General features: G+C 60.6%; 12 protein-coding genes. 6 read left to right on the top strand and 6 right to left on the bottom strand.

Annotation, left to right across the window (positions count from 1 at the left end; all coding sequences use genetic code 11):
• Positions 1-135 precede the first annotated feature (135 nt).
• Both AC1DON_RS07725 and AC1DON_RS07720 read left to right on the top strand, forming a co-directional pair.
• The gene (locus tag AC1DON_RS07725; RefSeq protein WP_476934199.1) at positions 136-1,665 is read left to right on the top strand and encodes a tryptophan halogenase family protein; all 1,530 of its coding nucleotides are present in this window, start codon (positions 136-138) and stop codon (positions 1,663-1,665) included.
• A gap of 149 nt (positions 1,666-1,814) precedes the next feature.
• Positions 1,815-2,582 (top strand): response regulator, encoded by a 768-nt coding sequence (locus AC1DON_RS07720; RefSeq protein ID WP_476934198.1) that lies wholly within the window; start codon positions 1,815-1,817, stop codon positions 2,580-2,582.
• Positions 2,583-2,665: 83 nt separating this feature from the next.
• Here the strand turns inward: AC1DON_RS07720 and AC1DON_RS07715 are convergent, their stop codons facing one another.
• Both AC1DON_RS07715 and AC1DON_RS07710 read right to left on the bottom strand, forming a co-directional pair.
• Positions 2,666-3,097: a hypothetical protein gene (locus tag AC1DON_RS07715; RefSeq protein WP_476934197.1), complete on the bottom strand. Its 432-nt coding sequence runs from the start codon at positions 3,095-3,097 to the stop codon at positions 2,666-2,668.
• A 118-nt stretch (positions 3,098-3,215) separates the two neighbouring features.
• Positions 3,216-3,653, bottom strand: coding sequence for an EamA family transporter (locus AC1DON_RS07710; protein ID WP_476934196.1), 438 nt, complete (start codon positions 3,651-3,653; stop codon positions 3,216-3,218).
• Between the two features lie 147 nt (positions 3,654-3,800).
• On the opposite strand from AC1DON_RS07710, the gene AC1DON_RS07705 reads away from it, so the two are divergent.
• Positions 3,801-4,532, top strand: coding sequence for a hypothetical protein (locus AC1DON_RS07705; RefSeq protein WP_476934195.1), 732 nt, complete (start codon positions 3,801-3,803; stop codon positions 4,530-4,532).
• Between the two features lie 24 nt (positions 4,533-4,556).
• Here the strand turns inward: AC1DON_RS07705 and AC1DON_RS07700 are convergent, their stop codons facing one another.
• A complete protein-coding gene (locus AC1DON_RS07700; protein WP_476934194.1) occupies positions 4,557-5,132 on the bottom strand; it encodes a YdeI/OmpD-associated family protein in 576 nt (191 codons plus the stop codon).
• A 363-nt stretch (positions 5,133-5,495) separates the two neighbouring features.
• Positions 5,496-5,873 carry an endonuclease domain-containing protein gene (locus AC1DON_RS07695; protein ID WP_476934193.1) on the bottom strand — a complete coding sequence of 126 codons (378 nt, stop codon included), beginning with the start codon at positions 5,871-5,873 and terminating at the stop codon, positions 5,496-5,498.
• Positions 5,874-6,002: 129 nt separating this feature from the next.
• Here AC1DON_RS07695 and AC1DON_RS07690 point away from each other — a divergent pair, with 129 nt between their 5' ends.
• A complete protein-coding gene (locus AC1DON_RS07690; protein ID WP_476934192.1) occupies positions 6,003-6,209 on the top strand; it encodes a ParD-like family protein in 207 nt (68 codons plus the stop codon).
• Positions 6,206-6,973, top strand: coding sequence for a type I methionyl aminopeptidase (gene map / locus AC1DON_RS07685; RefSeq protein WP_476934191.1), 768 nt, complete (start codon positions 6,206-6,208; stop codon positions 6,971-6,973). The genes AC1DON_RS07690 and map overlap by 4 nt, the downstream gene beginning before the upstream one ends.
• Before the next feature lie 226 nt (positions 6,974-7,199).
• Here the strand turns inward: map and AC1DON_RS07680 are convergent, their stop codons facing one another.
• Both AC1DON_RS07680 and AC1DON_RS07675 read right to left on the bottom strand, forming a co-directional pair.
• The gene (locus AC1DON_RS07680; protein WP_476934190.1) at positions 7,200-7,607 is read right to left on the bottom strand and encodes a DUF2000 family protein; all 408 of its coding nucleotides are present in this window, start codon (positions 7,605-7,607) and stop codon (positions 7,200-7,202) included.
• A gap of 67 nt (positions 7,608-7,674) precedes the next feature.
• Complete coding sequence (locus tag AC1DON_RS07675) at positions 7,675-8,586, bottom strand: fatty acid desaturase family protein (protein WP_476934189.1); 912 nt, start codon at positions 8,584-8,586, stop codon at positions 7,675-7,677.
• Positions 8,587-9,419: 833 nt separating this feature from the next.
• Between AC1DON_RS07675 and AC1DON_RS07670 the strand changes: the two genes are divergently transcribed.
• Entirely contained in the window at positions 9,420-12,794 is a 3,375-nt protein-coding gene (locus AC1DON_RS07670) for a hypothetical protein (protein ID WP_476934188.1), read from the top strand.
• Positions 12,795-12,842: the final 48 nt, after the last annotated feature.

The following is a 12,842-nucleotide window of genomic DNA, read 5'->3' as shown; positions in this document are numbered from 1 at the left end:
CACAACGTACCAGACACATCGTGCATTCTCCTGTGACACTCCCTGCCTGATCCGCCAGACGTGGCAACTGTGGCCTGACATTCGTCCAAATGTCAGGCCACCTTTTTTTTACCCGTTCAACACCGGAGCACCAAGATGGCCACGCCCTCCGTCAAAGCTGTTCGCAAGGTCGTCATCGCCGGCGGAGGCACCGCCGGATGGATGTGCGCGGCCTGGCTGTCGAAGATCCTGCGCGACGATATCGAGGAGATCGTCCTGGTCGAAAGCGAGGAGATCGGCACGGTCGGAGTTGGCGAAGCGACGACCCCCTATCTGCGGATCTTCAATCATCATCTCGGCATCGACGAAAATGCCTTCATCCGGTCGACCCAGGGCACCTTCAAGCTCGGCATCGAGTTCGTGAACTGGGGCAAGCTTGGCCACACCTATCACCATGCGTTCGGCGCCAATGGCCGCGAGTTCGGCTCCCTGCCCTTTCATGCCCTGTGGCTGCGCGACGTGCTGGACAATGACGGACCCGACGATCTCGGCCTCTACAATCTGCAATCCATGGCGTCCCGGCACGGCAAATTCATGCGTCCCGAGGGCCAGAACTCACCCCTGGCCGGTATCGAATACGCCTTTCACTTCGACGCGGCCCTCTATGCCCTGACCTTGCGCCGCGACGCCGAGGCCCGCGGCGTCAAACGCATCGAAGGCCGGATCGACACGGTGGAACTGTCCGATACGGGCAGCATCAGCGCCCTTCATCTCAATGAGGCGCGCCGGATCGACGGCGACCTGTTCATCGACTGTACGGGATTTCGCGCCCTGCTGCTGGGTGAGACGCTCAAGGTCGGCTTCGAGGACTGGACCCACTGGCTGCCCTGCGACCGGGCCTATGCCGCGCCGACCGTGCGCACCGGCGCGCCCGCGCCCTATACCCGCTCCACGGCCATGACCGCCGGCTGGCAATGGCGCATCCCCCTGCAGCACCGCGACGGCAATGGCCTCGTCTTCGCCAGTGCCTTCCAGAGCGAAACCGACGCGCTCGATGCCTTTGCCGGCAACCTGCCGGCCGACCGCCTGATGGACCCCAAGCTCCTGCGCTTCACGACCGGACGGCGCAAAACCTTCTGGCACAAGAACTGCGTCGCCATCGGACTGGCGGCGGGTTTCCTGGAGCCGCTGGAATCGACGTCGATCATGCTGATCCAGAACGGCATCGCCCGGCTGCAATACTACTTCCCCGACGCAGGTTTCGACCAGCCGGACATCGATGCCTACAACCAGGCCATGACGCGGGAATACGAGGATATCCGCGACTTCCTGATCCTGCATTATAACGCCGGAACGCGCGACGACTCCGAATTCTGGCGCTACTGCACGGCCATGCCGGTGCCCGACACCCTCAGGCACCGCATGGACCTGTTCCAAAGCCGGGGACGGATACCCGAGGAGCGCGGCGAGCAATTCCGGCTGCACAGCTGGCTGGCGGTCATGTGGGGCCAGGGCCTGCGGCCTCGGGCGCCGGACCCGTTGACGCTCAGTATCGACGGAAAGGCCGTGTCGGCCTGGCTTGGCGACACCCGCGACGTAATCGCCAAGTGCTGCGACCTCATGCCCAGCCACGAAGATTTCATTCGCCGGAACTGTGCCGCCGCGTCACCCGATCCATCCCGGTAGCACATTGCCGTACCGCCAGGCGTGGAAAATGCAAACGTTTGTTACATTAACCTCGCCGAAACGCTCAGCCTCTAGGCTAAGCCCAGACTGGGACTACTCAGCGCTGAACCGCGTGCTGCCGGACCCGATACCATTTCAGGGAGGCCGCAGTGTCCGAAGGTCTGGCGCTTATTATCGAAGACAGCTTCACCCAGTCGCAGATTATCGGCCGCATGCTGACCGATCAGGACTGGAGCACAGTCCACGCCCGCTCACTCGAAGAAGGCCTGCAGGCCATCATCAGACACAAGCCCGGGCTCGTTTTCGTCGACGTCTTCCTGGGTGAGGACAACAGCCTGACCGCCCTGCCCCAGATCCGGCAACTGGCCAGCGATGCGTCGATCGCCGTCATGACGGCCGGCAACCGGCAGGAGGACATCAACGCCACGCTCGACCAGGCGCGCCGCGCCCGCGCCGACTACGTCCTGCAGAAGCCGTTTTCGCGCAAGCAGATCAGCGCCATCGTCGCGGCCGCCGAACAGGACTACGCCACCGGTGCGCGCCGCCGCCACGCCCTGGTCGTCGAGGACAGCCCGACGGTGCTGAAGCTGACCACGCAGATGCTGGAGGATAGCGGCTTCCGCGTCAGCGCGGCGCAGTCGATGGAAGAGGCACTGACCAACGTCGATATCGGCCATATCGACCTGGCCGTCTGCGATATCTTCATGCCGGGCATCGGCGGGCTGGAAGGCATCAAGCGCATCAAGAAAAGCTGGCCGTCGGTCCGGGTACTGGCCATGTCGGCCGGCCTCGGCGAGCGGATCACGTCCGAGCGTGCGGTCTCCGCCGCACTCCAGGCCGGGGCCGACGCCGAAATCAGCAAGCCGTTCACCGCGATCGCCTTCGCCAATGCCGTCGCCGGCCTTATGGTGGCCTGACGCCATCCGATACCTCCTGACCCGGCTGTTTCCGGCAGGCCGGGCGGCGTTATATGTCTCGTTTTCAGCAAAAAACGCCCACCTCAGGCCGGCGCATAAACTTCCCGAATTTCGGAAATTAGTTCCCTGCCCGCCGCATCGTCGTCGCGCTTCCCCGTCCCGCCCGGCCGTGGCCTGGTGGCGGAACGGACGGCACGCGCGGCCCTGCGCGCCACAAGCCTGCCGGCTAACCCGGCACTGATCGCCTTGATCCGGCTTGCCATCGCCACCCAGCGGATACGCGTGGCATTCAGCCCCGCCAGCAAAGCCAGTTCAGCCACAAGCGTTACGTCAAGACCGGCTGCCAGAACCGCAATTTCCGGCCCGACCATGAGCAGGCCCACGGTCACAACCGCCACAGCCAGGCCGATCAGCGCCCGCCGCCAGGTCAGCCCGGCAACCCACCGCGTCACTGGCGCGAACAGCCAGCCACCCAGCCAGCGGCCGATCGCGGTGTCCGGGCAGAGCCTGGCCACGCAAAGAAAAATGCTCAGGATTATGAATACCACCAGCCCCTCCAAAATACACAGGCGCCGTATCTGGGGTCGCCCACGCGCTTTGCAATAGCATTGGGCGGACTTGGGCGGGCTTTGATCAGGCCCGCCAGGCCACCAGCACCGCCCCAGCGGCGATAAGGCCGATCCCCAGCCAGCCGGTAACGGACAGCTTCTCGCCCAGGAACACAACGGCAAAGACCGCGACCAGCACGACGCTCAGCTTGTCGACCGGCGCCACCTGCGCGGCGTCGCCGATCTTCAGGGCATGGAAATAACAGAACCACGACACGCCGGTCGCCAGGCCGGACAGGCCGAGAAACAGCCACGTCCTGGGCAGGATCGACGACCACGGCTGCCAGCTGCCGGTCGCGGTCACGAAAAGAATGCCGGCGGCCAGGACGACGCCGGTGCGGATCAGCGTGGCCAGGTTCGAATTGATGCCCGCGACGCCGATCTTGGCGAAGATCGCCGTCAGCGCGGCAAATACGGCTGATAACAATGCCCAGGCGGGCCAGCTGTTCAACAGGGTCTTCATGTCCGGCCCTCGTCGGCGATGCGGGAAGCGATAGCTATGGCTGGACACAATGGCGCGGCCACGTCAATCGCCTTGCGATGCGCTGACCGGGTGGAGTTGACGCCGCGCCCGCCTTGGGGCACCAATACCCGCCTCTGGGGGGAAGATATGAAACGCATCATTATCAATCTGTTGGCGGTTGCCGCCGGCCTGTGGGCGACCGCAGCGGTGGCGACGCCACCCGACATCACGCCCGGCAAGGCCAAGGGCAAGGGCGTCGTCATCATCCAGTTGGACCGCAGCTCCGACGTCCTGCCCATGGGTACCCTGTGGAAGCTGCGCGCCGCCTGGTTCGACAAGGCTGTTCAACAGCCCTATGTCGAAGGCGACGCCGACGGCAGCGCGCGCAACGATACGGCCTTCAGCATTTATACGACGGATACAGGCAGGCGTTACCTGATCGCGCGCGCCAATGCCGGGCGGTCGATCCTGACCCAGGTCGAATACCAGATAAACTGGAAGATGTGCCTCAACGCCGGCAGCTACAGCTTCAATGTGCCTGAGGATCGCTATACCTATCTGGGGCGCCTCGATCCACGCTGGGCCCTGAGGCGGATCGACGGCGCGATAGTGAGTGGCCTGCTGGTCAACTATCAGGACCGGCGGACACTGATGAACGGGCAACTCGACGGCTTTGTCCCGGCGGGCGACGCTGCCGAACTAGCCCAGGTCGAGAAGGACATCTCGGCCCTGTACGAAAAGGCGGTGACGGTCACCGCCGGTGACACGACGCCCCAGACCTTCGCCCTCTCGCAGCCCCACGCCGCGGCGAACAAGGCGTGCTGGGCTTGGTCGTCGAAGGACACAAGGCCCGAAGGGTTCAACGGCTTTCGGGAATAGGCCTTCTTTTGTTTGTCGCGTTCGTTATTTCCACGCCTCGCCGCGCGCCAGGGCGTCGAACATCTTCGTCATCAGCGCCTGGCGCGTCTCTTCCTTCTTCACCGTCGTCAGGCGGTGGTACATGCTGTAGCGCTGGGCCTTTTTCAGGCCGTCGAACGTTGCCTGGGCCGTCGTGTCGGCGCTGATCCGCGCGAGAAAGATTTCCGGGAACGCCATGCCCGAGCTGGCCGAATAGGCAGCGTCCCAGCGCCCGTCGGCCCTGGCGGCCTCGACGTGGATGAGGCCTGAGGGCTGCATCCGGCCTTCAGCAATCAGGCGGCCGACGTGGTCGCAATTGATCTTCGACCAGATGGACTTGCCCTTGCGCGGCGTAAAGCGCTGGTACCACGAAGTGTCGTCATTGGACTTCTTGATCCCGTCGATCCAGCCCCAGGCCAGCGCTTCGACGACGGCCTCGGCCCAGGTCAGCGACGGCACACCCGAGGCCTTCTTGTAGAGCTGCATCCACAGCTCGGGCTCCGAAGCATGGTTGCTTGAGAGCCATGCGCCGAAATCAGCGGGCGTGGCAAAGGCGCGGACGCGGGTGGGATCGACTTCCATGCGGGGAACCTTTCGGGGATTCGTCTTTATCTTATACTTCGCCGACTGGCCGGGACGGCGCAATATTATGCCGCATGGATTCTACCTTATACCTCCCTGGCTTTGCCGGGGAGGGGGACCGCACGAGGCAGTGGGGTCGGCGATAGCCGATACACTGGCGAGATGTGGTGGTGGGGTTTCTTTCTAAAAGTACGCCCTCGGGTCTGCTGAACCTTTTCTTGAGGTTCGCCTGGTTGATTGGACAGAATATTGGGAAGGAAGTAAGAAACCCCACCACCACATCTCGCTCGCCATTGCCTTCGCAATGCTTCGCTCGTGCGGTCCCCCTCCCCGGCAAAGCCAGGGAGGTGTAAGAAAGGCGCATCACCTTCTCCCGATCTTCTCCGCGCGGTCGATTGCCTGCAGCCACACCCCCTCGGCGACGCCCTCCACGTCCCGGTACACCTCGGCAGCCGGAATGCGATAGACCTCGAGCCCCTGCCCCCGCAGCCATGTGTCTCGCACCGCGTCCTTCGCCGCCCGCGCATCCTCGCCATGAATGGCACCATCCACCTCGACCACCAGCCTTGCCTTGAAGCAGTAAAAGTCGAGGATGTATGCCCCCAGGGCATGTTGCCGCCGGAAGACAAGTCCATCGGCGCGGCGCGGCTTCAGCCGCTCCCACAAAAGCCATTCCGGCCCCGTGAGCGCCTTGCGCATAGTACGAGCCAGCGCGATTTTCCGCTTTGGCGGTTGGGTCATGAGGCTGGGTTTAACAGGAAACAAGAAACCCCGCCACGCGATCTCCAAAATCAGGACTAAGGATGGTCCTTGCCGCCCCGCTATACGAATGATATATGATTCATATATACTTCATATAGGACATCTCCCATGGGCATAGTGAACATCGACGAAGACCTGCACGACCAGTTGCGCCGCGCCAGCAAGGTGTCGTGCCGCTCGATCAACGCCCAGGCCGAATACTGGATCAAGATCGGCCGGCTGTGCGAAAGCCACCCCACCCTGACCTTCCCCGAGATCATCGAACGCGAAATGCGCGCCGCCGGGGTCGCCGCGCCGCCCCTCAGCCAGATATGATAAAAACGCCCGAAGAGGTCGCGCTCATGGCTGAGTCCGGCCGCCGCCTGGCCTCGGTCTTCGCGCGGATCGACGCCACGCCCCTGCTGGGCAAATCGACGCTTGAGATCAACGACATGGTCGAGCGCTATATCGTCGATGACCTCAAGGCCCGCCCCGCCAGCAAGGGCCAGTATGGCTACGGCTTCGTCCTCAATGCGTCGCGCAATGACGTCGTCTGCCACGGCGTCCCGTCCGCCGACGATATCCTCAGCGACGGCGATATCGTCAATTTCGACATCACGCTGGAAACGCACGGCTTCATCGCCGACTCCAGCAAGATGTACGGTATAGGTACCGTCAATGAAGGCGCGAAGCGGCTGATGCGCACGACCTATGAGGCCATGTGGCACGGCATAGGCGCCGTGCGGCCAGGCGCGAAACTGGGCGATATCGGCTTTGCCATCGAACGCCACGCCAAGCGTCACGGCTACAGCGTCGTGCGCGACTATTGCGGCCACGGCATCGGCCGCGAGATGCACGAAGCCCCCAACATCCTGCACTTTGGCAAGCCCGGTACCGGCCTCACACTGCGCGAGGGCATGGTCTTCACCATCGAGCCGATGCTCAATCGCGGCCGCCGGCAGGTGCGAACGCTGGACGACGAATGGACGGTGGTGACGGAGGACGGGTCGCTGTCGGCGCAGTGGGAACACACGGTCGCGGTGACATCATCCGGCGTTTCCGTACTGACGCTCAGAACCGAGGAAAAGGCGCCCAGATGAAGTAGAAGGCCGGCCAGGGGCGCAATTTGAGGAAGCGACCTGACCGGCCAACGCCTTATGCCCGAAGAACAGGCATGGCGGCATTGTCGTGGGTCGCACGTAAAAACGGAATGTGTTTAAAGGCTTATGCTTATCAATGTGATAACATGCCTAGGGAGGCCCCGGCGCCCCGCCCCGGCGAATGCACCAGGACGGAGCGGACACGGGTAACCATGCGTAGTCGGCGTCACGCCCTGAAAAGCGAGCATTTCTTCGTCAGGTCGCGAAGCGTATCGCCGTCGCCAAATATTCCGATCGCGACGATATCCAGATCTTGTCCGGTCTTGTCGCGAACCGCAGCTTCCTGGTCCGCCGGCAGACCGTCCTTCATGTCGATGCAAAAGACGTTATAGTTTAGCGCTTGCGCCTGGGCAGCGCTGTATATCTGCCGGATCTGGGTCGCATTGCGTGCTGTCAACACGATCAGCGGATGGTCCGTCATGCTGGCCACGAACACGTCGTCTGCGTCCCGGAACGACCGCATCTCGCGGCTCGGGGGTGGTGCAAGGTCGCTTAATCCAACGCAGACGTGCCCAAGAGCGTTGAGCTGGGTGGAAAGCGGGTGGCCGGGGTTGAGTACTATTGAAAATTTCATGTTGTTTAGTCCTAGCTTGAGGAAAAAGCGCCGCCGTCCCGGGACGGCGGCCAGGTTTAAGGGATCGTTAGGCCTGCGCCTTGCGAAGCAGAGCAGGCAACTGACTGATGATCGAGGGCTCGCCATTCTTGCCCTTGGTAAGCAGCCCGCCGGTCAAAGCTTCCGAACGGGCGTACTCAGGATCCTTCATCAGGACCTCGTGGGCCTTCTTCAGAAGCCAGAACGGGATGCCCGGGCGTTCATGATGCACGCGGTGCAGCCACTCAGCGTGAATACCGAAAAAGAAGCGCTCAATGGCGCTGCCTTTACGGTTGCGCGTCATTTCCAGATGTGCCTTTTCGAGCCACACCAGCGGGAAGTGCTCAGCCGTCTCGATCAGCCAGCCCACCGCCTGGAAGACGGTCAGGTACGGAATGATCCAGATGACGAGGAATTCCAGCCACCAGTGATTGACGGTGACAAGGATGGTCACACCAAACCAGAAGGCCAGAAATCCTGCCAGTTCGACGTGCTGCTTGTGGAACAGGCTGAGGCCCGGGGTCGGGATCAGACGATGCCGCAGCAGGTAAGGCAGTTGCGGCAGGGTCTTGACGCCCAGCAGGAGCAGGATGAGATGCTTCCAGATGAAGGTCCGCGGGTTTTCGTCGGGGAGCCCCTGAAGCACGTACTGCTCGGTGTCCGGGTCACGAACCTCGTCGCCAAGGTGACGATGGTGGTCCATATGCGAGACGCGGTAGCGGGTCTCGAGTTGCAGGATCGGCCAGGCGGAAAAGACCGTGCCGATCACCATGCCAAGGTGCTTGTTCTTGGTCAGGGTGTTGTGGCTGACCTCGTGGACCAGGGTCGCCAGCCCCCGCATGCGGGTGCCGATGACCAGCCAGGAGACCGGCCAGATGATGATCGCCGACATAAGGTCGGTGTGCAGGGGCAGCAGCGAAATGCCTGCGGCGATCGTGATGATCAGCCAGTCTTCGATCACAGCGAGGATCCCGAAAAGATTGCTGCGAAGATGGCTGAAGGCTTGAAGTTGGGCGCTGATGGGACGGCCAAAGATATGACGACCTCGTCGGTCATCTGATTTGTCTTGCATTATTGCACCTGTGTGAGATGCAGCAGGCCTCGATGCCTTTTATGAGAACCTGCTGCGCGACGATTGCGAAAATGTCAGCCAGGCCGGTGGTAATGGGTTTGGCTGATATGAAACCCGCTCTCGGCGGGCGGCTATCGACGGGCGGTCCCCGGATGTGGGGCGCGACAGGTTGTCGCCGCATGCAATAACGGCATGGACAACTTATGCGCGCCGTGTCACTAAGGCCACGGCGCCTCACCTCGTGTGACCGTCGATTGCGATCCCCTGTATGTGGCCGGTGGTACGTCGACATGCAGGGGATACTCGCATTCGGCAAGCCGAGCGGAGGCGAAAGTCCGGAATTGTGCCATCGGTATCGCATGTCGAGTTTCCCTGTATACGATATTGATACCGATACCTTCGGTAAATAACAGACAGGAAGCGCAGCGAGCGCCCACGATCTTTTGTCCACAGGCCCGGCTAATCCGGGGGGTATGGGTCGTTAATAGCTTCTTTGTCCTCATAACGCTGTGCGCCGAAGAAGCCTCTGATATAGTTAATTTTTCAACCCTGCGGGGATGCGAATATCGTTAATCCGATGGATAAACGAATGCACGGCGAGCCCCCCGTATTTGCCCTCCGTCGCCTATATATTGCCAGGGTATCCCCATTAATTCTTGACTTATAAGGGCAATTCGTCGACGGATCATCCGTAAGCTGAAAAACGGGGCAGGCACAACGTAATGGCGCACGGGAACGCTAACCAGAAACCAAAATCCAAGAATACAAGTCAGAGAAAAAAACGCGATTGGGAAGAGCTTGACACGGAATGGACCGACCTTCAGACCCGTGGCGCAACTGAACTGCCGATTTATCTCAAGAACCGCGCAGTGCAGTGCGAAAGTGGCCTGAACCGGCCAGGCTTCAAGAAGCGTTGCGAGGAAATTCTGGCGTGCAAGCCTTTCCTGACCGACAACGCGATAAGTGAAGCCTTATCGTCGACTGCGAAGAACAGTAGGGGTAATCAGCTGTTTCTCAGCTTCGCCACCGCGATGTGGCGGTCAGACATGCCGGAATTGTCTTTAGACGACTACGAAAACGGCCATTATTCAGGTCCGACGGCCGTAAGGGATTTTATCTCCGACCTGCGCCGGATTCGCGACGATCTGAGCGGCCTGCCGCAACAGATCTGGCCAGAAATCCCGTCGCGCCTCGACAACCTCAAACGTAAGGTGGACGCGTTTCTGCAGGATGCCAGCAGCCGCCTGATGACCATCGACTCCGCAGAGGGCTATTTTGCCTGCTCAGGACAATTCAACACGCTGCTGCTGAACGAGTTATCCCGTAAGACAGGCTCGCTACCGATTTTCTATGCTTCCGTGGGTCGCCCGGGATCACTGATATTCCCACCTGCCCGCAAAGACGCAGATGCCCCGCCCGTGGCGCTCGGCGGCCAGGCGGCTGACTGGCGCAAACGCATGGATTTACCGACTCTGGTCAACAGGCTGCTGTGCTTCATCATGGGTGAAGCGGCTCCGCGCAAGCCCGCCAGCAACAGCCTCAACCTTTGGGAAAACATTCTTCTGCTTCGAAAGGCGCTATCGGACCGACCAGCCCTGCTGGTCTTCGACGGCTATACCGCGATGGGCACATGGCTGCCCGCCCTGCGTTCGGTGTTGACTGGCGATCCGCTCTCCGTTCTGCTTCCGCACCTTATGGAAGACTGGCCGGAAGTCGGCAAGGAGCGCGACGTCAGTTTGCCGGAGCGGAAAACAAAAATCATAGTCTTTTCGGATCAACATCCGGCAGAATTCGAGCGCTTCAATCCGCGCCGGGAAGAATGGCCAGGCAAGCTTCCTGCCAAGATAGTCGGAGAGACCTTTCTGCATCAGGTTTCCACGCAAATGTTCAGGTGGAAAAATAGAGACAGCAATGATCTCTATCGCCGCATGAAGGAGACGTCTCAGTCGAACCAGACGGCCATCACCAACGAAGACGTCTGGGCCGTGCTTCAGACCCAGATCGTCCGGGGCGGCGAAAAACCGAGTGTCGAAAAAAACTTGGGTGCGGCGGTCCACAATCTGCTGGACCTCCTTGACAAGGAAAAACAGGGGAACGCCCTGCTCATTCTTACCCTGACCGCCTTGTCGCCAGGGGGACTCCGATACACCACCCTGTGGAATATCATACGGCAGTGGCGAAAAGCGGAGCATTACGAGGCATCGCTCGATACACAGCCATCCGAGCAACGAACACCGTATAACCTGTTTGAGAGCGCGGAAGGCCCCGACGGTCTTCCTTTGAAGGCGGTCGCCTCGATTGCGCGCTTGCTGCGTCCGCTTCTCATGGAGGTTCGGGACGATTTCATAGCCGGTCTCGATGACTCGTTCCGCCGGTGGGAATATCTTGACCCGCCCGACAAGCCTGCTGAAGGGCTAAACACCCGATTGCGCCAGGTCGATTTCCGTTCACGCGTGTTGCGAGAACAGGTCATCGCCGTGATGAATACGCGCGTCCCCGAACACGTTCTGGCGCGGCTGCATCGTTTACTGGCCGAAGAGCTGCTGCGGCAGCATACCGTGGCACTGCGGCATCGCGTGAGTAACGACCCCCTACCGCTCGATGCCCTGCGTGCGATAAGCCAGTTTCTGTCTCATGGCTGGCTAAGCCTTGTGGCCGGCCCGGAAAAAGAAGATCAGGGCCTCAAGCCCTTGGGACGCCACCTGCCTGTCGATCCAAAAGAGGTCTATATCCACCTCTACACGACCTTCTTCCGGCAACTTGCGGCCGGTTCGCTCCATAGCGAATTTGCCGCCCGCATCGTCGCCGTGGAGAACCTGCAACTGGATCTCCTTCAGGTGGCGATGAACATCGACCGGCATCAGAAGCGAGATGGCCTGCCCTTTTCCTACCGCCGGGACAACACGTTCCAGCTGGACATAACCTCACTCCTCGACCCGGAAAAGCCGCAAGAACTGCGCCTGCTGCTGGACCAGTTGATCTCGTACGGACGGCTAGCCCTGCATCAGAACCGCTTTGAGGAATTGGATGAAGTCATAGAACTGGCACAGTCAAACATCGAAGGGAGAGACAACGAGGACTGCCTGGCCCTGGGCCACAAGATTGAATATCTGAAACTTCAATCCAAACGGTTGAAGCAGCGGACGGCGGACACAGCGGTCGTAGAAACGCTTGCCGAAACGGAATTCGAATCGCGCGATGCGATAACGAAGGCGATCGACAAAGCGGTCGAGGTAGTTCTGTCGGCGGCCTCTGCGAAGAATCGTGACAGAATCCTGGAAAGCTTCACCGAAGAAGTGGCCGTCAGCCTGTGTTCCGGCACAGCGCTTCCTGAAGTACTGCGGCACCGCGCCGAACTCATCGCCGTCCATGCGGATCTGTTGTGGGTTCATGAAGAGATCAATCGTCCCGAAGATCCACACCAAATCATTGACCTGCTTAAATCCTTCATCGGCTTCCGGATCGCAGAACATGTCCGTAAACGTGCGTTTGAGGCCTCACTGGGTCAGTCCATAGCCGCGGCGGATGCACACCAGGTACGCTCCTTTGTGAGAGTGGCGCTTCGTCTTGCCGGCCGTATCAGGTTGTCTGACGCAGCAAAGCACCTCGAATTTCCGCCCCATGACTATTTCGTACGCGAGGCGCGCCGCCAGAACGATATGCAGACCTGGTTCTATGGCATCTCGCACTCCGACCGGGCGAGCATACATATGCTGGAGGCACTTTTTTACCGGTTCGAGGCTGATGGCCAGCCCGAACTGGCAGCGCAAGCATTGGTGGAAGCCGAACGCTGGATGCTGCCGTCTATCGATCGTCCGCGCGCCAGAAAACGCCTACTTTTCGAGCGTATACAGGTCGCGATGGCCATGGCACGGAACAGTCTGAATAAGGCCCTGGAAACCGATCGCGGCAAACGCGATGAATTTGAGACTGTCAGCAAAAAGACAAGACGATATCTGAAGATCGCCTTTGCTGACCTGCAACTGCTGGAAACACAGAAGCCCGACGAATATTGGAAGCGGATGCAGGCTGACGTCTCGGACGATCTCGACCGGCTAAAAACGGATATCAATGACATCCTGGGCGCGGTATCCTGAGGCTGGCTAACGGCCGAAACAATATTCGCCCTGGTTTGCTTCGACACA

The sequence above is a fragment of the Asticcacaulis sp. P4_H10 genome, assembly GCF_056400965.1.
This window is presented reverse-complemented; position numbering and strand designations above follow the sequence as displayed.